Source organism: Bradyrhizobium sp. BWC-3-1 (genome assembly GCF_032917965.1).
Classification (GTDB): domain Bacteria; phylum Pseudomonadota; class Alphaproteobacteria; order Rhizobiales; family Xanthobacteraceae; genus Bradyrhizobium; species Bradyrhizobium canariense_D.
The window spans coordinates 7,412,640-7,433,986 of record NZ_CP136625.1 but is presented as its reverse complement, the minus strand read 5'-3'; the positions used below and the strand labels follow the sequence as shown (position 1 = coordinate 7,433,986).

Annotated in this window: 15 protein-coding genes and 12 pseudogenes; 14 read left to right on the top strand and 13 right to left on the bottom strand. The window is 60.5% G+C overall.

Features of this window, described 5'->3' with window-relative positions:
- Positions 1–220 precede the first annotated feature (220 nt).
- Positions 221–796: pseudogene (locus tag RX329_RS35810) on the bottom strand (anthranilate synthase component II).
- A gap of 40 nt (positions 797–836) precedes the next feature.
- Positions 837–1,112: pseudogene (locus RX329_RS35805) on the bottom strand (chorismate-binding protein); the annotation flags it as partial.
- A gap of 251 nt (positions 1,113–1,363) precedes the next feature.
- Here RX329_RS35805 and RX329_RS35800 point away from each other — a divergent pair.
- The 10 genes and pseudogenes from RX329_RS35800 to RX329_RS35750 form a co-directional block, all read left to right on the top strand.
- Positions 1,364–1,629: pseudogene (locus RX329_RS35800) on the top strand (chorismate-binding protein); the annotation flags it as partial.
- Positions 1,628–1,765: pseudogene (locus RX329_RS35795) on the top strand (biotin synthase); the annotation flags it as partial. The pseudogenes RX329_RS35800 and RX329_RS35795, both read left to right, overlap by 2 nt.
- Before the next feature lie 44 nt (positions 1,766–1,809).
- A pseudogene (locus tag RX329_RS35790) lies at positions 1,810–2,183 on the top strand (aspartate 1-decarboxylase).
- A 65-nt stretch (positions 2,184–2,248) separates the two neighbouring features.
- Positions 2,249–3,358 (top strand): annotated as a pseudogene (locus RX329_RS35785) (8-amino-7-oxononanoate synthase); the annotation flags it as partial.
- Between the two features lie 317 nt (positions 3,359–3,675).
- Complete coding sequence (gene istA, locus RX329_RS35780) at positions 3,676–5,208, top strand: IS21 family transposase (protein WP_317246465.1); 1,533 nt, start codon at positions 3,676–3,678, stop codon at positions 5,206–5,208.
- Positions 5,209–5,219: 11 nt separating this feature from the next.
- Positions 5,220–5,963 (top strand): IS21-like element helper ATPase IstB, encoded by a 744-nt coding sequence (gene istB, locus RX329_RS35775; protein ID WP_007605871.1) that lies wholly within the window; start codon positions 5,220–5,222, stop codon positions 5,961–5,963.
- 547 nt (positions 5,964–6,510) lie between these two features.
- The gene (gene bioD / locus RX329_RS35770) at positions 6,511–7,143 is read left to right on the top strand and encodes a dethiobiotin synthase (protein ID WP_317245079.1); all 633 of its coding nucleotides are present in this window, start codon (positions 6,511–6,513) and stop codon (positions 7,141–7,143) included.
- A pseudogene (locus tag RX329_RS35765) lies at positions 7,140–7,421 on the top strand (aminotransferase class III-fold pyridoxal phosphate-dependent enzyme); the annotation flags it as partial. The gene bioD and the pseudogene RX329_RS35765, both read left to right, overlap by 4 nt.
- Before the next feature lie 576 nt (positions 7,422–7,997).
- Positions 7,998–8,183: a hypothetical protein gene (locus RX329_RS35755; protein WP_317245078.1), complete on the top strand. Its 186-nt coding sequence runs from the start codon at positions 7,998–8,000 to the stop codon at positions 8,181–8,183.
- Positions 8,184–8,797: 614 nt separating this feature from the next.
- Entirely contained in the window at positions 8,798–9,370 is a 573-nt protein-coding gene (locus RX329_RS35750) for a GNAT family N-acetyltransferase (RefSeq protein ID WP_317245077.1), read from the top strand.
- Here RX329_RS35750 and RX329_RS42120 read toward each other — a convergent pair.
- From RX329_RS42120 to RX329_RS35710, 10 genes and pseudogenes are all read right to left on the bottom strand, one after another.
- Positions 9,315–9,440: pseudogene (locus RX329_RS42120) on the bottom strand (ATP-binding cassette domain-containing protein); the annotation flags it as partial. The gene RX329_RS35750 and the pseudogene RX329_RS42120 sit on opposite strands and share 56 nt — an antisense overlap.
- 178 nt (positions 9,441–9,618) lie before the next feature.
- Positions 9,619–10,382 (bottom strand): annotated as a pseudogene (locus RX329_RS35745) (diaminopropionate ammonia-lyase); the annotation flags it as partial.
- Positions 10,383–10,448: 66 nt separating this feature from the next.
- Entirely contained in the window at positions 10,449–11,648 is a 1,200-nt protein-coding gene (locus RX329_RS35740) for an IS256 family transposase (RefSeq protein ID WP_085348740.1), read from the bottom strand.
- A 148-nt stretch (positions 11,649–11,796) separates the two neighbouring features.
- Positions 11,797–12,246 (bottom strand): annotated as a pseudogene (locus RX329_RS35735) (pyridoxal-phosphate dependent enzyme); the annotation flags it as partial.
- A pseudogene (locus RX329_RS35730) lies at positions 12,245–12,582 on the bottom strand (aldehyde dehydrogenase family protein); the annotation flags it as partial. The pseudogenes RX329_RS35735 and RX329_RS35730, both read right to left, overlap by 2 nt.
- A 264-nt stretch (positions 12,583–12,846) precedes the next feature.
- Positions 12,847–13,095 carry a DUF3551 domain-containing protein gene (locus RX329_RS35725; RefSeq protein ID WP_231188968.1) on the bottom strand — a complete coding sequence of 83 codons (249 nt, stop codon included), beginning with the start codon at positions 13,093–13,095 and terminating at the stop codon, positions 12,847–12,849.
- A 403-nt stretch (positions 13,096–13,498) separates the two neighbouring features.
- Positions 13,499–13,966, bottom strand: coding sequence for a MarR family transcriptional regulator (locus RX329_RS35720; protein WP_317245076.1), 468 nt, complete (start codon positions 13,964–13,966; stop codon positions 13,499–13,501).
- Positions 13,967–14,590: 624 nt separating this feature from the next.
- A complete protein-coding gene (locus RX329_RS42115; protein ID WP_410706152.1) occupies positions 14,591–14,725 on the bottom strand; it encodes a DUF1045 domain-containing protein in 135 nt (44 codons plus the stop codon).
- A 303-nt stretch (positions 14,726–15,028) separates the two neighbouring features.
- Positions 15,029–16,373: pseudogene (locus RX329_RS35715) on the bottom strand (LLM class flavin-dependent oxidoreductase).
- Between the two features lie 129 nt (positions 16,374–16,502).
- Positions 16,503–16,736, bottom strand: a complete 234-nt coding sequence (locus RX329_RS35710; protein ID WP_231188966.1) for a hypothetical protein — start codon at positions 16,734–16,736, stop codon at positions 16,503–16,505.
- A gap of 202 nt (positions 16,737–16,938) precedes the next feature.
- Here RX329_RS35710 and RX329_RS35705 point away from each other — a divergent pair, with 202 nt between their 5' ends.
- The 3 genes from RX329_RS35705 to RX329_RS35695 all read left to right on the top strand — a co-directional run bounded on the left by RX329_RS35705 (position 16,939) and on the right by RX329_RS35695 (position 19,725).
- Complete coding sequence (locus tag RX329_RS35705) at positions 16,939–17,868, top strand: TauD/TfdA family dioxygenase (protein WP_317245075.1); 930 nt, start codon at positions 16,939–16,941, stop codon at positions 17,866–17,868.
- A 500-nt stretch (positions 17,869–18,368) separates the two neighbouring features.
- Positions 18,369–18,944 (top strand): ABC transporter substrate-binding protein, encoded by a 576-nt coding sequence (locus tag RX329_RS35700; RefSeq protein ID WP_317246464.1) that lies wholly within the window; start codon positions 18,369–18,371, stop codon positions 18,942–18,944.
- A gap of 163 nt (positions 18,945–19,107) precedes the next feature.
- Positions 19,108–19,725: an ABC transporter ATP-binding protein gene (locus RX329_RS35695; RefSeq protein ID WP_317245074.1), complete on the top strand. Its 618-nt coding sequence runs from the start codon at positions 19,108–19,110 to the stop codon at positions 19,723–19,725.
- A 170-nt stretch (positions 19,726–19,895) separates the two neighbouring features.
- On the opposite strand, the gene RX329_RS35690 is transcribed toward RX329_RS35695, so the two are convergent.
- Positions 19,896–20,279 (bottom strand): hypothetical protein, encoded by a 384-nt coding sequence (locus RX329_RS35690; RefSeq protein WP_317245073.1) that lies wholly within the window; start codon positions 20,277–20,279, stop codon positions 19,896–19,898.
- Between the two features lies 1 nt (position 20,280).
- Here RX329_RS35690 and RX329_RS35685 point away from each other — a divergent pair, with 1 nt between their 5' ends.
- A complete protein-coding gene (locus RX329_RS35685) occupies positions 20,281–20,670 on the top strand; it encodes an ABC transporter permease (RefSeq protein WP_231188962.1) in 390 nt (129 codons plus the stop codon).
- Positions 20,671–21,347: the final 677 nt, after the last annotated feature.

The window sequence follows — 21,347 nt, the reverse complement described above, 5'->3', positions numbered from 1 at the left end:
ACGCCTACATCGTTGCTGCCGGGCCTCGCTCCAGGAATCCGCGTAAGTTCTCCTTGTCACCCTAATTGCGCCATGCCCGATGCTTCTTTCTGATGACGATGCCGCTACGCGGTGGCTCCCTGCAATGGGCCAGCGGCTTCCTCCATTTCGTGCCGCCTCATCCGAGTGACGACCTCGCCACGAGCCAGGAAGGATCGTTCCTGGTATCCGATCGTCACGCTTAGGAAGTCTCTGCAAGTCGCAGAAAATTCATGAGCAAGACGTGCCCTTGCTGCGTAAGTATCGAATCTGGGGAACTGCACGCCATAGATTGGTTGATGGCGATGTGCAATGGCCATGATCGCGCCTTCGTCCGAACGCGCGGTGACCGTGAGGTGCGGCGCGCAGGCCTAATCGAGCTCGACAACGAGAGAATGGTGGCGCCCGACGCAAAGTGGAAAGGGGAGGTCCTTGAACAACCCAAGGCCATCATGCGTTACGTACGAGGACCGGCCGTGCATAGGGCGACGTGCACGCGCGACACGTCCGCCTAAAACGCTGCCAATACACTGGTGTCCGAGGCAGATGCCGAGAATCGGGAGCCGCCCAGAAAGTTCGCGGACGACGGCGGTAGATATTCCGGCTTCCGTTGGCGTGCATGGACCGGGGGAGATAACGATTGCGCGCGGCTTGAGGCGAACAAGATCGCTGAGCCGACCACGTCGTTCCGGAACACCTCAGTTGCTTGACCTAACCTGCGGAAATAGCGCGCAATGTTGAAGACGAAGGAGTCGTAGTTGTCGATGATGACGATCAAAATCCACCGGGTGTTTTAGCGCCAAAGCATCAAAGATGCGCTACGCTTTCGCGAGCGTCTCCTGGTATTCGGCCTCTGGCTCTGACATCGCGGTTATACCGCTACCGGCGTGAAACACCGCTTGTTAGTCATTGATCGTGACAGTGCGGATCGCATTACTCGTATCCATGTGCCCGTTGAAACCGATGAAGCCGATCGCCCCGCAATAGACCTCTCGCGCAATAGCCTCGATGTTCCTAATAATTTCCATCGCGCGGACCTTCGGTGCCCCGGTGATGGAACCGCCGGGGAAGCAAGCCCGAAGTAAGGAAACGGCTAATGCGCTCACCGATGGCCTCAGCAATGCGCCCCGCAGTCGTCGCGTTTTGGTCAGGGCCAATCATAGATTATCTACCGCAAAATCAGGGCATGAGTAGGTCGCATCGTCTAGTCTGACTCCAGACCGACAGTTCATAGATAATTTCTCTGATTATCTATGATGGAATGCTAAGGCAAGTTGGGCCTGATTCTTGGCGCTAAATAGGACGATGTGACGAATCATGGGTGCCGCAGGAGCGATGTCGCTAGTTTACAGCCCTGCTGCGCTACGGCAAGCTCACCATTGCGTCGAGCTCGCCGGAACGGTTTCTGAAGCTTGACGGACGACAGGTCGAAACGCGACCCATCAAAGGTACGATCGCGCGATCCGCTGATTCCAAGGAAGACCAGCGCCGCGCTGATAGGCTGGTCGCATCCGAAAAGGACCCGGCAGAGAACACTATGATCGTCGACCTCTTGCGGAACGACTATCTCGCGTTTGCACTGTGGATTCGATCGACGTTCCTTCCTTGTGTGCAGGCCCTATGCTTTCTAGCCGGCGCAAACTCAATCTTCATCGGCGATGTGCTGTTGACGACTAAGAACCCGCAGCGCGACCGTGATGCCAACTTGCTGGACCGGCTCGGCATCTCGTGCGGGCCTACTAAATGAAAGAGGCAGCGCGCAGCTGTGCCGTAACTTGAGTGAAAGTGACAATGCAGATTATCTCGATGAAAGTCAAAATCCATCGCGTCTGGGTGACTGGAGCCGATCTGGACAGCGATGGCTCGGTTTCGAATGATCGTGCGCTGCTGGATGCGGCAGGACTCCTGATCCACGCACGCGTCGAGATCTACAAGATTGAAAGCCGGGGCGCTTCGCGACCTATGTGGTGGAAGCCCCCCGCGGATCGGGCTCCATAGATTTGAACGGTGCGGCTGCGCGACTCGCGATGCCCAGAGGCAAGGTTATCGTCGTGGCATACGAGTCGCTTGACGAGAGGGAGGCAAGACCTTTCAAGCCGCACGTTGTGTTCGTCGATCGAGAAACTCGCATTCTGCCAGGTCGAAGCCAAGAGGCCGATATTTGAGCTTGCTCTAGGCGGCCAACAGACTTTCTTGCGCGATCCTGGGAGTTGAAGAGTGACGTTAAGCCTTGCGGTCAAAGTTGCCGTATGTCGCGCAGTTGCAGGCCCTGAACGAAGACGACCGTCTTCGCTGCCTCAAGCCGCGCAGTGGGGCAGATTTCACATCGAGAATGATTATCTGGCGCTGGCGAGCGCGCCGCGCATGAAAAAGGCTGTCACGGCCACGCTCGAGGCGGGCACCCCGGTCGGGCCGGCGGGTCGCGGCTCCTGCGTGGCAATCGCGAAGAACAGTCGAGGCGGAAGCAGCTCGGTTCTTTGGGGCGGAGGCGCGCTTTTTTTTCCCGCGGGCTATCTCGCAAATCTTGCAGCCTGACAACGCTGCCTCAGCGGGGTGATCTGCTTGTTCTCGATTCTCTTGTGCACGCAAGTGTTCATGAAAGGGGCGCGTGCTGGCCGGGCCGAGTTTCCTCTAACCGCCCACAATGATACTCAATCGGTCGAAAGCACAATTTGTGACTGGCGGGCCACGGGTGGAATGGGCCGCGTCTGGATCGTGGTTGAAAGTGTCTACAGCATGGATGGCGATTTCGCCCCGCTCAAAGAGCTGATCGCGATCGCGGATCGATATGATGCGTTTGTCGTAGTGGATGAGGCCCATGCCACGCGCGTTTACGGGGAGCAGGGTCGAGGGCTCACCGCGCCTTATGAAAGGCGCGAGAACCTCTTGGTTGTCCATACCTGCGGCAAAGAACTGGGAGTGGCCGGGGCGCTTGTCGTGGCCTCGGGCGTGCTGCGCGAATTCATGGTCAATCGTTGCCATCCATTCATCTTCGCCACCGCGCCCTCACCATTGATGGCCGTCGCCGTGCGGGAGGCACTCTTCATCCTGCGGGAGGAACCAAAGCGACAGCAGCGGCTGGCCAAGCTGATCGCGTTCACGCATCGAGAGATTGGCGCGCCCAGTGGGCGAAGTTCCTCGGAGTCGCAGATCGTGCCCTATCCTGGGCGACAACGCGCGTGCGATGCGGCTCGCATCGAGACTGCAGGCGCGCGGTTTCGATATTCGCGCAATCCGGCCGCCGACTGTGCCGGCGGGCACGGCTCGTCTGCGAATTTCACTGACGCCTGCGGAGGCTGACGTGCGTGCAATGCTCGATGCTATGTTCGAGGAGACAAGAGATGGAGCTCGAGCAACAGGTCGTGGTGACCGATGCGGAGTACCGGATGAGATAGACGTTTTTGCGGCCGGGCTCACCCATCTCTTCGGTGCAATCCGGCTGCGAACCGATTCATGCGGATTCCGATCGATGTCGCCCAGGATTCCGAGATGATCTCGCCCACCATTCCGATTTGAAGTCGCCCACCCGTTCCGAAATGATGTCGCCCACCATTCCGGGATGATGTCGCCCGGGTGACGAGGCCTCTTCTGGCTCCCATAGGGTCAACTCTTTCGGCTTTGCGAAGGGGACCCTGGATGCCGACGGAGAGGCTTGCGATGCGCCGTGTGCGCGATGTGATCAGAATGAAGGCGGCCGGGCTGCCGAGCCGCGAGATTGCGCGACGGGTGGGCGCGGCGCCCTCGACGGTGCGCCTGGCGCTCCGGCGGTTCGAGGCCGCGGGCTTGAGCTGGCCGTTGCCAGACGACGTCACCGACACGGTTCTGGAACTTCGCCTGTTCGCGAAGACCGGCAATGGCAACCGTCAGGGTCACCGCCGCATCGCCGAGCCCGACTGGGCGACCGTGCACCGCGAGCTCAAACGCAAGCACGTGACGCTGTCGATCCTGTGGGAGGAATATATCGCCACCGAGCCCGGCGGATACCGGTACTCGCGCTTCTGTGAGCTCTACCGCGCCTGGGAGGGCCGCCTGTCGGTGACGATGCGCCAGGCCCATGCGGCCGGCGACAAGTTGTTCGTCGACTATGCCGGCGATGGCGTGCCGGTGGTGGTCGACCGCCTGACCGGTGAGCGCAGAACGGCGCAGATCTTCGTCGCCGTGCTCGGCGCCTCGAGCTTCACCTACGCGCAGGCGACGTGGACGCAGGGGCTCGCCGACTGGATCAGCGCCCATGTTGGCGCCTTCGCGGCGATCGGCGGCATACCGGCGCTGGTGGTGCCCGACAACACCAAGGTCGCGGTCATTAAGGCGAGCCTGTACGACCCGCAGATCAATCGTACCTACGCGGAGATGGCGGCGCATTACGGCACCGCCATCTTGCCGGCGCGGCCGCGCAAGCCGCGCGACAAGGCCAAGGTCGAGCAGGCCGTCCTCATCGTCGAGCGCTGGCTGCTCGGCCGCCTGCGCCATCGCACCTTCTACAGCCTGGCCGAGGTCAATGCGGCGATCGGCGAACTGCTCTCGAGGCTGAATGAGGAACGGCCGATCCGGCGGCTCGGCGTGACACGCCGCCGGTTGCTCGAGGAGGTCGACCGGCCGGCGCTCAAGCCATTGCCGGCGTCCCCCTATGTCCTCGCCGAGTGGCGGATCCGCCGCGTCAGTCTCGATTACCACGTCGAGGTGGAGAAGCATTACTACAGCGTTCCGCATCGCTTCGCCCGCGCCGAGGTCGAGGTGCGGTTCACGGCCCGTACCGTGGAGATCTTCCACAAGGGCGAGCGGATCGCCGCGCATCAGCGCATGAGCGGCAATCACAAACACACCACCGTGCCGGAGCACATGGCCTCCAGCCATCGGCGCTACGCCGGCTGGACCATCGCGCGTATCCGCCAGGACGCCGCCGCGATCGGGCCGGCGACCAGCGCGTTGTGCGACCTCATTCTCGACGAGCGCTCGCACCCCGAGCGAGGCTTCCGCGCCTGCCTCGGCATCCTCAGGCTCGCCGCCTCCTATGGGCGCGAACGGCTGGACGCCGCGGCTGCGCGGGCAATCGACATCGGCGCGCGCACCTATGGTTCGGTCAAGTCGATCCTCGCCAACAATCTCGATCGGCGTTCTGCTCACCAGCGTTCCGCGGACGATGCGCCGATCCTGCATGCCAACATCCGCGGACCGCGCTACTACAATTAGGAGATCATCCCTTGCTCACCCATCCGACCCTCGACCGCCTCAACGCCCTCGGCCTCCACGGCATGGCCAAGGCCTTCGCCGACATCGAAGCCACCGGTGAGGCCGCAAGCCTCGGTCACACCGAATGGCTTGCGCTGCTGCTCGAACGTGAAGCCTCGCTGCGGCACGACAAACGGCTCGCCACTCGCCTGCGTTACGCCAAGCTGCGCCAGCAGGCGTGCGTCGAGGACATCGACTACCGCACCCCGCGCGGTCTCGACCGCCCGCTGTTCGCTAAGCTTGTCGAGGGCCGCTGGATCGACGACCACGTCAATCTCCTGATCTGCGGCCCGGCCGGCGTTGGCAAGAGTTGGCTCGCCTCGGCGCTCGGCCACAAGGCCTGTCGCGACAATCGCTCCGTGCTCTATCAGCGCGTCCCGCGACTGTTCGACGATCTGGCGCTCGCCCGCGGCGACGGCCGCCATCCACGCCTGTTGCGCGGCCTTGGCCGTGTCGATCTGCTGATCCTCGATGATTGGGGACTCGAGCCGCTCGACGCCGGTGCCCGTCACGACCTCCTGGAAATCCTCGAAGATCGCTACGGTCATCGCTCCACCATCGTCACCAGCCAGCTCCCCGTGGACCAGTGGCATCTGCTCATTGGAGATCCCACCTATGCCGACGCCGTGCTCGATCGCCTCGTCCACAATGCCCATCGGCTCGACCTCACCGGTGAGAGCCTGCGCCGAACCCGGCAATCCGCCCGAAAGACTTGAGCCCGTGGCGCTGTGGACATGCCGCTGCGCTTGGACAACGCAATCGCGTTGCCCACATGCCCACAGCAACCGCAGAAGAAGAAAAACAGGTTGAAGTCGCGATTCCAGATTGACCACGCGGCTTGACCGATGCCAGAGAACCAGCCGGCCAGAACGCCTCGCCGCTGAGCGAGATCAAATCGGAAAGGTGGGCGACATCGTCTCGGAATCCACGGGCGACTTCATATCGGTACGCCTGGGCGACTTCGTCGGAATCCGCAGTTTCAGGCCGGCGTGGCAATAGGCAGTGAAGGGGCTCCAGAACTTAGACCCTCTCGTGCTTTGCTCAGGCAGACCCAGAAGCCTCGAGGCTTGTGAGATGAAAGCTTTGCAATCTCCTGATTAGCTGCGGAATTCGGCAACGACCTGCCCAGCATTGCGGAAATTCGGCTCAGAGTCCGGGCAACATAGGACGCAAAGATGAAGACTTCCGGCCGACCAAGGTCGGAGCGGACAAGGTGCGTTCAGGGCTCGGCGCGTTTATTGAAGAGACGAGAGGTGAAGCTCGATGAGTCAGCGGATCGTGGTGACAGGCACAGACACCGGAATCGGGAAAACGGTGTTTTCCGCGGGCCTCGCCGATCTCCTTGGCGCCAACTATTGGAAACCGATTCAGGCCGGTCTCGAAGGAGAGACCGATGCCGAACTTGTCGCGCGGCTCGGCGGTCTCTCGCCCGATCGCATCATGCCGGAGCTTTACCGACTTCGCACTCCCGTTTCGCCACGTCAGTCCGCTGAAATTGACGGAGTTCGCATTGAGCCAGATTCGCTCAATGTGCCAGACACCGGGGAGCGACCGTTGGTGATTGAGGGCGCTGGCGGCCTGATGGTACCGCTCAGGGGCGATACACTCTACATTGATGTGTTCGAGCGATGGCGACTTCCAATCGTGCTTTGCGTGAGCACGGCACTTGGCACCATTAATCATTCGTTGCTGTCGATAGAGGCTCTGCGAAAACGCCAGATCCCCATTCTTGGGATAGCCTTCATTGGGGAACCCAATCCTGAGACCCAGATCGCAGTTCGCGAGATTGGGCGGGCGCGTTGGCTAGGGCGATTGCCCTGGCTGTCTCCCCTCGCGGCAGACACGCTGCAGGCCGCGTTCAAAACCGCTTTCCATGCCGATCAATTCAAGCAATGACGACGAAGCCGAAGTCGCCGATCTGGCACCCGTTCACACAACATGCGCTCCAAGAGGAGATGACAAAAGTTGTGCGGGGAGATGGCGCTTATCTCCGCACCGCTGACGGTCGCCGAATTATCGATGCTATATCATCCTGGTGGGTGGTGACCCACGGTCACTGCATTCCACATGTCGTGAGCGTTAACCAGGAACAGGCAGGCAAGCTCAACCAGATCATCTTCGCAGGCTACACCCACGAACCGGCGGAGGAGCTTGCTGCGCAACTCTTGGAGCTCGCAGGGGGATCATTCTGCTTCACGACGCCAAGGCACATACCGCCGCGATGAAGCCCGCCTTCCTACGGTACCTGCACGACAATGGCTATCACGTCGTTCAACATCGTTCCGACGGCGCCGCTGCAGAGGAATGCCGATACGCCTTGATGGCGGAATGTCACGATGGCGCAGATTGGATATAATCCCGAACCAACTAAGCCGTCCTTCATGCTAGCCGGTGCAATGATGAAGGCGGAATCGCGCCTGAGCCGGCAAGCTCCCGTCATAGGAATGTAGGAAAGTGACGTAAGTCACTTCAGACGTCTGCCTCATCCGTGCCGTTTACGCGCCGACAGGAGTGGTAGGCGCGCATAGCCGCTACGAATCGTCCTCGTGCAGCACTTCCTGATTTTGGGATGGCAGAAGCCTACCGCTTATGCCTGAGCGATCTTCCGCGACGTTCTCACGGAGTAACGCGTGTCCGCAAGCATAGAACAGTCTTTCAACAAACAGATCGTAAAGTGATCCAAGTGAACGATAGAAACGTCTCGCGCGATACGGCCCGACGATGCTCTCAAAGCATTTAACGGCAATGCGATGGCAGGCGGTGAACCCGGCTCATCAGGACGGGATGTTGTCTATTCGAAGAACACGAGAGAAGCCGGCCTCAATCGCGAGCTCAACGACCAAGTTGCACGCGTTCGTCGGGCGTCCGTGATGTTCTTCATCGGCGCGGCAACAAATGGCGCGTCCGATGAGAAATTAGAAAAACTGATTATCTAAACACTACCGAAAACAGTGTGCCATGGACTCGCGTGTTCCACGATTCTCTGAGAGCATAGATGCCAGCAATGACGGCGGTAGGGACGCTCATGATCCCCAACAACAGCTTCGACAAGGTGAGTAATTCAGTTATTCCCGCGGACGGATGAGCGTTTTTTCCGCCACGCGCGCAACCACCGTCATGGGACCGTCAAATGTGATTGATCGAGACTGGACCCGGCAAATCGCGGGTCGGCCTGCCGTTCCAGCTTTCTACGAGGGGGGGAGAGTAGACCCTAATCCGTGAGCCTGTTCGCAAGCGGTTAGCCTCGCTCCTGTAACGTCCGCGCATGAACACGATCCGCCCGATGTTGGGCGACACGCAAGTCCAAAGAAGAGAGAGACTGCTCCGTGCGATCATCACGATGTTCGGCAAGTTATCTTTCGAGTTTCCCAGATATTTTAGCTTAGCTAGGAGCGACACAAAGACGCTATCACCGCGGTGTGAACTAAACGTCATCTGACCTTCAACCCTGCGGCATATCTGTTTTGGATCGGGTGCTGCGGCAGGCTCCTGCCCCGATGCCGCCGCTGGACCAGGTCGTACATTGGTAAAACTTGAAAGAGGATGTGACATGGTGACCACGCGTGAAGTCTCTAACGGCGACGCTACAACGGTGACTCACATGGTTGCCGCCCTACTTGCCGAACTTGAGGGCGGACAAAAGCAGGGCGGACCAGATACCCAGCTCGTTGTCGACCTCTTGGCCATGAAAGAGCGCGTCCATGGGTTTTTGGCCTTCACGGAGTCACGCCCGGTCGGCCTCATTATGTTGTCGGAAAGCGTCGCCCTTTTTGCGGGCGGAACCTACGGTATTATCACCGAACTCTACGTGGTGCCGGATCAGCGGTCGTCTGGGGTCGCGATGCGTCTCATTGAGGCTGCGGTGGGCCTAGGGACGGTAAAAGGCTGGGGCCAGCTCGAAGTGGGGGCGCCGAGGCAACCAATGTGGAGCCGTAGCCCCAACTCAGCATTATACCTGAAGGCCGGTTTTGCAGAGATCGGGCCACGCCTCAAGTTGCCGTTACACGGCTTACCTGGTCAACGTGCGAAACGTGATGCTGCGGGCAGCTCGCGGTTAGATCCTCGGCAGCAACGCGCACTGAGCCGCTTTCGCTCGAATTCGACTTCTGCGAGATTTGCGTGAGCGTCGATTTGCCGGCGCCCGATTGACCCGCGATGAAGTTTGTAGTGCCGGGTTTGAGTCCGGCCGACAAGTCAGAGAGAACCGGCGCATCTCAAACCCCTCATTGTGAGTGAGCCAATCCGCGTGCCCAGCTCGAAGGGACATGAACCCCTGCGCGGCGATGAGCCTTCTGTAAGGGCGGAACGCTGGCCAGTGTCCCAAGGCGTACGGATGGGACGGGCTTACGAAAGGCTCACGAGCTCGCCCCATCAGTTGACCGGTTTAATATTCTTCGAGGTTACTTGCGCTGGCGTCGCACCGATGAGCTGTTCGTACAGGAGAGGATCTGTCGCGCCCTCGGTGTTGATCAGAAAGACCCGTGCATTGGGTCCAAGACCGACCTTGCCACGCAAGGTCAGGTCAGAAGCAGCCTTCAGTAGTGCTGCGAGGCCAACACCACCATTTTCGCCTGCAACGACAACGGGATCGCCATCCTCGGATTTGCCAGTCGTTTCATCACGCTGATTGCGTCCTCGTCGTCGACAGTCATAAAAGCATCCGCCGTGCGCGAAAGGATGCGCCAAGCGACGAGCGAAGGCTCGTAGCATTCGAGCATCGCCATCACGGTCGGTTGCCCATGATCTACCTTGACAGGATGACCGGCGCGCGCGCTTCCGAAGAGGCATGCTGCCCGCGAGGGATCGACAACTGTGAAGAAGGGGCGGTTGTCGCCCAACAGAATTGATAGATGTCCAGCAACGGCTGCGGCGATGCCACCGACGCCTGCCTGGAGGAAGACGTGCGTCGGCGGCTCCGCCAAGTGGCGTAGTGCTTCGCTCACAAGTGCGGTATATCCCTGCATTACAAAACGTGGGATCCGCTCATAGCCGGGCCAGGACGTGTCAGACACTGTGATCCAACCTTCTTGTGCCGCAACTCGCGATGCTTGGACGACAGAATCGTCATAGTTGCCGTCGACACGGATCATCTGCGCGCCAAAGCGGGCGATGGCGGCGATGCGCTCGTTGCTCAGATCGTGTCCCGTGGCGTGGTGTAGCTGGCGGCGGGTCACCGCGTTCACCGGCTGGAGCCGGGCTGGTCAGCTGGCGATAGCCGTGATGCTGACGCTCGGATCATCGCTCAACGGCGCGATGGTTTCCAGTGTCATGTAGCGGGCACGCTGGACGGCCCATTCATCATTCTGTTCGAGCAGGATCGCGCCGATGAGGCGAGTGATGGCGTCCTCGTTGGGGAAGATGCCGACCACCTCGGTCCGCCGTTTGATCTCACCGTTGAGACGCTCGATCGGGTTGGTCGAGTGCAGCTTGGTCCGATGCTGTGGCGGAAAGGTCATGTAGGCGAGCACATCGGTCTCGGCCTCGTCGAGGAAGCCGGCAAGTTTGGGCAGCTTGGGGCGGAGCTGGTCGGCGACCTTGCGCCACTGGGTTCGCGCGGCCTCGACGTCGTCTTGGGCAAAGGCGGTGGCGATGAAGGCGGACACGACGCGCCGCCCGCTCTTGCCGGCATGCGCCAGCGCGTTGCGCATGAAGTGGACGCGGCAGCGCTGCCAGCTGGCGTTGAGCACCTTGGCTACGGTGGCCTTGATGCCCTCATGGGCGTCGGACACGACCAGCTTGACGCCGCGCAGGCCGCGGCGGGCAAGCTTGCGCAGGAAAGCCGTCCAGAATGTCTCGGCCTCGGAAGGGCCGATGTCCATGCCGAGAACCTCGCGTCGGCCGTCGCTGTTGACGCCGACCGCGACAATCACCGCGACTGAGACGATGCGGCCATTCTGGCGCACCTTCACGTAGGTGGCGTCGATCCACAGATACGGCCAGTCGCCCTCGATCGGACGGGCGAGGAAGGCCTTCACCTTGTCATCGATCTCGCCGCACAGCCGGCTGACCTGGCTCTTGGAGATGCCGGTCATGCCCATGGCCTGGACGAGGTCGTCCACCGAGCGGGTCGAGACGCCCTGCACATAGGCTTCCTGAACCACGGCGGTGAGCGCCTTCTCGGCCATGCGTCGCGGCTCCAGGAAGCCCGGGAAGTAGGAGCCCTTGCGCAGCTTGGGGATGCGCAGCTCAACCGCGCCGGCGCGGGTCTCCCAGATCCGGTCGCGGTAGCCGTTGCGCTGGGCCAGGCGTTCGGGGCTCTTCTCGCCGTAGGCCGCCCCGGTCTGGCCTTCCACTTCCAGCTCCATCAGGCGCTGGGCGGCAAAGCCGATCATCTCGCGCAGCAGATCGGCGTCGGGGGTCTTCTCTACCAGCGTGCGCAGGTTCATCATGTCTTCGGTCATCGGTGGTTCCTCGGTTGCGTTGGCGTGTCGCAACCCGATCCTACCGGAGAACTGCCGGTGACCACCGCAAAGCCGCCCGCCCGCTACGGCGCTATTTGAAGGCGCGCGTCCGGGCGGCTTTGCTCTACCGAGCTACACCACCACCGGGGACACGACCGTTGCTCACGCCTGAATGAACGAAGATGACGCATTTTGCGCCAACGAGCTGGGCACCCTGGGCAACTGATCTGCCATGGTTGCCATCCGTGGCGCAAGAGACCGTCATACGTCTTGCCACGGTCTTTACTTCAGCTGTGTGCAGCTCGGACGCGTCAACATGGCGACCGAGCTGCCGAGTTGCTTCCTCGAGCACCAGGCGAATCACTGCATAGGAACCGCCTAAGGCTTTGAAACTCCCAAGCCCGAGACGTTGGCCTTCGTCCTTTAGATGGATCGAACCCACTCCAATCTCGCGGGCAGAGCCTGGCAAAGAAATAAGAGGGGTTTCCTTGTGGCCATCGCGATGCTTGAGAAACCGCTCGACCTCGCGAGCGGCTTCGACGCTCACCGCGTCGGCGTCCGAGGCATCAAGGGGAGCGAGGGCGGGACCGAAGGTCAATCTCTTCGCAGCAAATTGTCATGTCGGTAGTCAGGCGATCAAATCGACTTCCACCGATGAAATATTCCCCTTCATAGCCTTGACGCCGAAGTTTGCGTCCGTCGACGATCAGCTTTGATACCTTCTTGTACGTCCTCGTCGATGTAGCCTCGGACCTTATCGAGCTGGCTTTGTTGCTAGTGACCCCATTTCGGCATCGGGACAAGTGCCAGGACCGACGTTCAGGGCGCGGATCTTAGGCGCCAGCTTTTTCAGATCATCAACCGCGTGGTCCATGTCGGCGTCCGGCATGACAATCATGTGGTTCTTGGCGCCTCCGAGAGCCTGGCAGTGCTTGCGGCAACAGGATGCCCCGAAACCGGCGGTCGGATTTGGTCGAGGATTGAGGCCGGTGCCGGTGCGACAAGATTGCCCAATTGCGCGTGAGGCCGATGAGCCATCCCGTTCCGATCGTTGTACTTGGCGTCCCGAGGCAACTGAGGGCGCGAGCGTACTCGAGCGAGGACGTCCACCCAGGCGGAAGCCCAACGCTTAACCAGCACGAGAGGTCGATCTATAGGAGCAAAGACTGATGTTTCGACCACAGTTGGCGATCACGCATCAGTGCAGGTGCCCTCCTTCTAGCTGGAATGCATAGATCGGATTCATCCCGCAATAGGCTAGGGTACCAGAGGCATAGGTCGAGAACTGGCAATTGCCTGGATATCCCCAGATACGTCCCTGAAGGCAATAAACGTCCTGCCGAGCCGGTGGCATGAAAGAACGACCTCGCGGAGCGGCGGTCAATGGCGATTCAAAGCCGATTAGGATGGAAAGTGCAAACACACAGATAAAGGGAAGGTTGCGCATGAGACCTTTAGCCTCCGTTCAGACTTGAGAGGATAGAAAATCTAGAATTGATGTTTTGATCTTGGTCAATGGCAAACAGCTTCGTAGACGGCTTGGCCGATGGACTTCGTCGCGATCTGCAAGAGCTCTGCGAATCCACAAAGGCTTAGCGGCTGACCGCGTGTAACAGGTTGGGGACGCCAGAAATCTGGAACTCCGCGGAGAACTCTGGCCTCATACCGAATGCGTATTGGTCGTCCAAATCGACTCGCTCCCGATCCACAAATGTAACTTTAGCCTGTCACCGCTGGGACTGGCCGACCGGCACGAGGAACCGATGTGCTCCTCATGATGGCGGTGCTTCACATGAGGGCATGCGGCCCTCGCATTCAAGCAACCGTTGCTCATCCAAAGCGCCTCCCTTCTAACGTCGGCCCCTCCCTCGGTCTGACGCCCCACCGGTATCCAGTTCGGCTTGCAGGCGAGCTCTCTCCAGCCGCTTCCTGAGCCCTGCAAGTCGGCTCGACAGTCTCATCGATTCCTCGATGCCAAGCTCACCGAAAACGAATTCATCCAGTTCCTCCTGTTGTGCAGCGATTTCCGCAAGACGCTTACGGGCTTTGTCCGTTAGCGAGAGCTGGACGACCCGAGCATCCCTGATACCGGTCTTGCGCCGCACAAATCCGACTTTCTCCAGCGCCTTCGAATGTAGCGTGATGAAGGAGGGGTCGACTTTCATCAGTTTTGCGACTACTCCGGCCGGAGCACCGCCATCCTTGTCTAAGTCCATCACCGCCATCAAGATCGCCAATTGTGTTCCACTAATGCCGAGTGCCTCGGCTCGGACGTGAAGAAAATCCTCCAGACAGACGTTGAGGGATCTGATCTCCAACGTTAATCGCCGTACCAGCTCCTGACTCTCAGCAGAGCCATTTCCCCCTCGCGTTGCTTGCTTAGCCAAATGCGGTGCCGCCGAATGTTAGGACGCTATTGAAAGCTCGTTCGCGCTGAGAAGGTTCAAGTTAGGGACAATTTGTTGGTCCTCACGTGCTCACTTCCGTCGACAATTGGCGAATGCCGAGAAGTGGCCCGACTATGTGACTCTCGGCGAGACCCCGGCCTAAATGTCGGCGACTACTGCTTGCCAACCTATTGGCTTCACCAAAGACAGTAGGCTCGCCGAGAAGCACGTTCAAAAAGACCTCGATTCGTGTGTCCCACACCGGCGCGAGACTACATCACTTACGCTCCGGCACAGGCTGCCCCAAATGCGGGAAGACCGTTCTCGGATCCGGGCAACAGGCTCGAATGACTTTTCTAAAGTGGCGCAGCTCCGCGCTTAACGAATGGCAACTTTGCACAATCGATACGGTGGAAATCATCAAAAACGATCGCCCAAACGCCGGATTCAAGCGCCATCGCTGCGTTGCATCTCGTGTATTGCCACCCACGAGCGGGTGTTGCCGCCCGACAAGCGAGAGGATTTCGATCGTCGGCCGTCCGACCATCCAACCCTCTAATCGTCGAGGAACAGGGAGCGAAGACCGCATCCAACTCCTGCCGTATTATCGGCGGGAGCGCGATCGGTTCGGGTCATGTGAAAGCGGAAGCGATGGAAAACGTACGGGTAGCCCCGTCGGACCAGGCACATCTAGATCCCGCCTTCCGGCCCCAAGTCATTCTTCCTTGCCGTCGAGACTTGATCGCCCGCCGGCTAAACCCGGCGCGACAACTCACCATAAGCTGTCTGGAAGGCACGGCCGCGGAAGGACAGATCTATTCGCCGAAGCCGTGAAAACCTGGTTCACCGGGAGTGAACCTCGCTCAGACCCTGGGTTGCTATGAGGGGCATAGAGAAATCTCCCTCGCTTACGCCTTAGCCGCCCAGCGACCCAATGAAAGCAACCCGTTAGGCGTCTGTCGTGCCATCTTCAAACCAGTGTTCTCACGCGAATTATGCGATCGCCTCAATGGCGTTGGAGAAGATGCTGGCCGGCCGGCTCACGCCGTAATGATCGCGCAGCGTTGTGCCCGTGTAGTCGTGACGGAACAGGCCGCGCTTGCGCAGAATGGGCACGACCTGCTCGGCGAAGATGTCGAACCCACCGGGCAGCCAGGGCGGCATGACGTTGAAACCATCGGCTGCGCCGTTCTCGAACCAGGTCTGAATGTTGTCCTCGATCTTTTCCGGCGGTCCGGCAATCACCCAATGGCCGCGGGCGCCGGCAAGGCGCTGTACGAGCTGACGAATCGTCGGCTTCTCGCGATCGACGATGTCGATCACCAGCTTGAAGCGGCTGGCAACGCCGTGGGCGCCCTCGGTATCGATCAGATGGCGGGGAAAGGGGCCATCGAGGTCAAACCCGGAGAGGTCGAGACCGATCATCTGGCGCAGCTGGGTTAGCGAATACTCGGGCTGGATCAGCTCGTTGAACTCGTCCTGCAGCCGATCGACCTCGATCTGCGTGCTGGCGATGAAGGGACTGATGCCGGGGAGAATCTTGATTTGATCGGGACTGCGGCCAAAGGCGCGCGCCTGACGCTTGATGTCGGCATAGAATTCCTGGGCGCTCGCCAGTGTCTGATGCGCGGTAAAGATCGCCTCTGCGAAACGCGCTGCAAAGGCGCGTCCGTCGTCGGAAGAGCCGGCCTGCACATAGACCGGTCGTCCCTGCGGCGTCCTTGACATGTTGAGCGGCCCTCGCACGCGAAAATGCTTTCCGATGTGATTGATCGCGTGGATCCTGCCGGTGTCGGCGAAAACACCCGAGATGGGATCGTTGACGAGCGCGTCGTCCTCCCAACTGTCCCAAAGCCGCGTGATGACATCGAGATATTCCCGCGCCCGCTCATAGCGTTCGTGATGCGGAGGGTGCTCGGGCAAGCCAAAGTTATGCGCGGACTGCGGCGTGCTCGTTGTCACGATGTTCCAGCCGGCCCGGCCGCTACTGATGTGATCCAGCGAGGCGAACAGCCGCGCCGGGTTGTAGGGCTCGGTGTAGGTCGTCGATGCGGTCGCGATCAGGCCGATCCGCTGGGTGGCGGATGCGATCGCGGTGAGCAGGATGATCGGCTCGAGCCGAAACCGCTGGGCGTAGCAGACATCGTCCGCCAGGGCCGGACCATCGGCGAAGAATACCGCGTCAAACCTGTGCGCTTCAGCGCGCTGCGCGTAGCTCCTGATAGTAGGTGACGTCGAGGATGCGATTGGCTGCCGAACTCCTGTGGCGCCAGGCAGCTTCGTGATGACCATCTGGATACATGAAGAAGTTAAGGGAAAGCTGCCGTCGTTCGCTCATTTGTGAGATCCGCGTCCATTGGGAGCTGTAGCAAGCGAGACTCTACGTCTGCAGTCCCGCTGATGTCGATGAAATGAATTTGCGTTGTTGAGGTGGATGCAAGCATGAAGCTTGCGACCAGAGCGCCAATCAAAAACCAGGCCAGTCGTCACGATAAGAAACGACGGCGGCTGTAACGATCTTATCGCGTCTTTGGACGAGAAGTGCGTTGCGTGGCGTCAAATTGCGCGCTCTTGCAGCCGGGCAGGCAGTCATCATTGCAAATCTTTCAGTGTCAGCATTGCTAATGAAGCGTTCGTTGCCTCTCGCCGAAAACAAAGCTGGTTTTGTTTCATTTGACTGACGATCGATCGCTCGTACCATTCAGGACTTCAACGCGAGGTCGTTTCATCATGCTCCAATTCGATCGCAGTGACCGATATCCCGGCTCGGGCCGTCTGCCGGAGCACGTTGCGGCCGAGTAGGGCCCGTAGCCTGAAATGATTTTATCTATCTCCGCCGTCGTTTCCGCGACCGGCGCATGGCGGAGCTTTGTCCAGGGGATCGCAGTGACGAGAGCACGACCATGAGCAACACGACAAACATCGATGATGTCATTCCGCGCACCGACATCGTCAAGCGTGCGGCCAGGCTTGGCGCCGAGATCAGGAACATCAAACTGTCGGGCGACCTTTCGGACGAGACCATTCGTGCCATCAATCAGGTGCTGCTCGAACACAAGGTCATCTTCTTCCGGGACCAGGGACATCTCGACGATGCCGAACAGGAGCGCTTTGCCATCAGACTCGGCAAGCTGGTGCCCCATCCGACGGTCGGCGCGATCAAGGGCACGTCGTCGATCCTGGAGCTGGACTCGGGGCGAGGCGGTGGCCGCGCCGACCAATGGCATACGGATGTCACCTTCGTCGACGCCTATCCGAAAATCTCGGTGCTGCGCGGCGTGGTGATTCCACCCTACGGCGGCGACACCGTCTGGTCGAACACGGCAGCCGCCTATCTCGACCTGCCGGCGCCCCTGCGCAAGCTCGCCGACGAACTGTGGGCCGTTCACAGCAACGCCTATGATTATGCCGTGAAGACGCGGGCAATCGAGGTGGACAAGAAGCACTTCGACGAGGTGTTCACCGGAACGATCTTTGAGACCGAGCATCCGGTGGTGCGCGTCCATCCCGAGACAGGCGAGCGCACGCTCGTGCTCGGCAATTTCGTGCAGCGCTTCGTTGGCCTGCCGAAATCCGACGGCCAGAAGCTGTTCGACCTGTTCCAGTCGCATATCACGGCGCCGGAAAACACCGTTCGTTGGAGCTGGGAGGCCGGCGACGTTGCGATCTGGGACAATCGCGCCACGCAACATTACGCGGTCAACGACTATGGCGACCAGCACCGCGTTGTGCGCCGGGCCACCATCGATGGCGATGTACCGCTCAGCGTCGACGGTCGCCGCAGTGTGACGCGCGTCAAGACATCCAAGCCCCCGACCCCCCAAGCCGCTTGATCCGGATTAGCTCACGAGAGTCACAATGATGAACGCTATACTTCGATTGCTTCCCGCAAGGCGCGCCGGGTTGGGACGGGCCACCCGCAACACGTTGCGGGTTTTGTTGGCGGGCGCCGTGGCGCTCGGCCTCGCGGCCCCGGCATTGGCCGAGCCGCCGCTCGAGAAGACCGAGATCCGATACCAGGGATCGGCCGGGCAGGTGAGCTGGCCGAGGACCTCGGCTATCTCGCGCCGCTCAAGCTCAAATGGGTCGGTAACACCATCAGCGGGCCACAGGACATCCAGGCCGTCGTCACCGGCGATATCGACATCGGCGGCGCGTTCTATGGGGCGATCCTCAAGTTGATCGCGGCGAAGGCGCCGGTCAAGGCGGTGGTCGGCTACTACGGCTCCGACGCCAACACCTATTACGCCTACTTCGTGAAGGACGACAGCCCGATCAACACCTGATCGGCAGGAATGTCGCGGTCAACACGCTGGGCGCACATTTGGAGTTCGTGCTGCGCGAGTATCTGGCTAGGTCCGGCCTCAGCGCTGGTGAAGCCAGGCAGGTCACGCTGGTGGCGATCCCTCCGGTCAGCGGCGAGCAAGCGTTGCGCCAGGGCCAGGTCGAGGTCAGCGCGCTGGGCGGTGTCCTGCGCGACAAGGCGCTGGAACGGGGTGGCATCCGCTCGCTCTTTGTCGACACCGATCTGTTCGGCCAGTTCACCGGCGGTGCCTATGTACTGCGGGACAAATTCATCAAGGATAATACCAATGCCTCGCGTAAGCTGGTGGAGGGGATTTCGCGGGCCATCGAATGGGCCCAGACCACACCGCCGGAAGAGGTGCGGGCCCGGTTCGACAAGATCATCGCCGAGCGCAAGCGCAACGAGGATGCCTCCTCGATCAAATACTGGAAGAGCACCGGTGTTGCATCCAAGGGCGGCTTGATCTCGGACAGCGAAATCCAGGTATGGATCGACTGGCTGGTGAAGGACGGCCTGTTCAAGCCGGGTCAGGTCAAGGCTTCCGACACCTACACCAATGCGTTCAACTATTTTCGTCCCGGAAAAACGGCGGAGGCCCGATGACCTTCGTCAAGATCCGTTGCGAGCATGTCTGCAAGGACTCTGTCCTGCGCGGGGAGGGGGGCGCACCAGGCCGCCACTTCATCGCTCTGGAGGACATCACGCTCGATGTTCGCTCGGCGAATTCTTGGCCCTGGTTGGCCCAAGCGGCTGCGGGAAATCCACATTGGTCGATCTGCTGGGCGGGCTCACGCTGCCGAGCAACGGCCGGATTCTGCTCGATGGCCGGCCGATTGCCGGACCCGGTCGCGACCGCGGCATCGTGTTCCAGCAGTATGCGCTGTTTCCCTGGCGCACCGCCGCTGAGAATGTTGAGTTCGGTCTCGATATCGCCGGGTTCAAGGCCAAGCAGCGGCTCGACATCGTGCGGCATTTCCTCGAGCTGGTCGGGTTGTCCGGCTTTGCCGACCGCTACCCGCATGAGCTCTCCGGCGGCATAAAGCAGCGCGTGGCGATCGCGCGAAGCCTCGCCTACGATCCGGAAGTGCTGCTGATGGACGAGCCGTTCGCCGCGCTGGACGCCCAGACGCACGAGACGCTGCAGGGCGAACTGCTGCGGATCTGGCGCGCCACTGGCAAGACGATCGTCTTCATCACCCACGGCATCGACGAGGCCATCGTGCTCGGCCAGCGGGTGGCGGTGATGACGTCGCATCCGGGCCGGATCAAGCAGATCATCGACATTCCGGACGTGCTGCGCAGCGAGGCTGATGACGTGCGCTCGCTGCCTGAGTTCAGCCGCGTGCGCCACGAGGTCTGGAGCTGTTACGCGACGAAGTCTTGAAAGCGCAGCAAGGACAATTGGCCGTCGGCGCTGGTGCGCGCGCCGATCGCAAAGTGGAGGAGGTCACCCATGTCTAGCCTCGAGATGCTGACATTGCTGGAGCTTGCGCACAGGCGCCGAGAGCCGCTGACCAGCGTGGAAAGCCCGGCATCGCCGGTTGTGGACTGGATTCACCCCGCGGCCCGCGGGCTGGCTGCCTTCGGGCACCGCTCGTTGCTGCTGGTTGCCATGTTGGCGGCATGGGAGGTGGCGCCGCGGCTCGGGTTGATCGATCCGGTGTTCCTGCCACCCTTCTCGGAGGTGATCGCCGCGGCAGGCAGCTTGCGCAAACCGGCGAGCTCTATGATGACGTCTCCGCCAGCCTGCTGCGTGCCTTGAGCGGATTTCTGATTTCTGTCGCCTTGATCGTCCCGCTTGGCGTGGCCGTCGGTTGGTATGCGCGTCTCGGCAATCTCGTGAACCAGTTCATCGAGATCTGCCGCAACACCGCGCCGCTTGCGCTGCTGCCGGTCTTCATCCCTGCTGCTCGAAATCGGCGAAACGTCGAAGATCACGATGGTGGTCTATAGTTGCGCTTGGCCGCTGCTGCTCAACACCGTTGCCGCGGTGAAACAGGTCGATCCGTTGCTGATCAAGTCGGCGCGGACCATGGGTGCAACCCCGCAGCAGCTGTTTCGCAAGGTCATCCTGCCGGCTGCGCTTCCCACTATCTTCGTCGGTATTCGTCTGGCCAGCGCGTCGGCCATGCTAGTGTTGGTTGCGCCCGAAATGGTCGGCGCCAAGGCCGGCCTCGGCTATCTCATCATCAATAGCCAGTACAGCTTCCTGATTCCGCAAATGTATTTCGGCATCCTCAGCATGACGGTCATCGGGCTGGTGTTCAATGCCATTCTGGAGGCACTGGAGCGGCGCGTCATGCGGTGGAAAGCGCCATTGACGGCATGAGATATGGAATCAGGCGCCGCTCGCAGGTTCCGCGCTGGCCGCCTGCGTAACCATGCTGTTCGGCGGATCTGTCAGAGATTGCCGCCGATCATCGACTTGTCGTTTTCGACGCAAACAGCAGCACCAGCATCAACATCCCCGCGGTCGGCATGCCGATATCGATGTCGATGTCGACCACGGTCGGTCGCTGCTCGCGATCGGTGGCAGCCGCGTAGTCGCTGCTGCTGCTGGCATCACCTCACGTTAGAGGTGCTCTTTCGAGGCTCCGCAAAAGATGATTTTTCCTCCGCGGCTTTTCCAATTCCGCGGGGCGCTTCAGAGTACTCTTGCCCACCCCATTCACCCGGCACTCCCGTGGACACGGCTGCGCAATCACGACGGTTAGGCGTCTCGCCCCTCGTAAGGCGCCGGATTAGCCAGGGCTGAAGATCAAGCAGAGCAGGATCGCCGCCAGACCAATGTCCAACCGATTGACGTGGCGAGAGCCCATACTTGGATTGGCATCGGACGAACTCTCCCGACGAGGCTAAGACACTGCTGGCGGGGGACAGCGGCCTCTTGAAGTTACCTCAAACCCTGTTCGAGTTAAAGCTTTTACTTGGGGACCGCCAGAATCAAAAGCCGGACTCGCCACTTGTGAAGTCAAAAACGATTTCAGACCTATGATCTTTCGCCCG

What these genes read in the sequence shown, in the direction of transcription:
- RX329_RS42115 (WP_410706152.1), bottom strand. Translation starts at nt 14,725, where the DNA reads ATGTGCCTGGTCCGACGGGGCTACCCGTACGTTTTCCATCGCTTCCGC.
- RX329_RS35705 (WP_317245075.1), top strand. Translation starts at nt 16,939, where the DNA reads ATGAGCAACACGACAAACATCGATGATGTCATTCCGCGCACCGACATC.
- RX329_RS35750 (WP_317245077.1), top strand. Translation starts at nt 8,798, where the DNA reads ATGGTGACCACGCGTGAAGTCTCTAACGGCGACGCTACAACGGTGACT.
- RX329_RS35725 (WP_231188968.1), bottom strand. Translation starts at nt 13,095, where the DNA reads ATGCGCAACCTTCCCTTTATCTGTGTGTTTGCACTTTCCATCCTAATC.
- RX329_RS35710 (WP_231188966.1), bottom strand. Translation starts at nt 16,736, where the DNA reads ATGGTACGAGCGATCGATCGTCAGTCAAATGAAACAAAACCAGCTTTG.
- RX329_RS35685 (WP_231188962.1), top strand. Translation starts at nt 20,281, where the DNA reads ATGGTGGTCTATAGTTGCGCTTGGCCGCTGCTGCTCAACACCGTTGCC.
- RX329_RS35755 (WP_317245078.1), top strand. Translation starts at nt 7,998, where the DNA reads ATGGCAGGCGGTGAACCCGGCTCATCAGGACGGGATGTTGTCTATTCG.
- RX329_RS35740 (WP_085348740.1), bottom strand. Translation starts at nt 11,648, where the DNA reads ATGACCGAAGACATGATGAACCTGCGCACGCTGGTAGAGAAGACCCCC.
- istA (WP_317246465.1), top strand. Translation starts at nt 3,676, where the DNA reads ATGCGCCGTGTGCGCGATGTGATCAGAATGAAGGCGGCCGGGCTGCCG.
- bioD (WP_317245079.1), top strand. Translation starts at nt 6,511, where the DNA reads ATGAGTCAGCGGATCGTGGTGACAGGCACAGACACCGGAATCGGGAAA.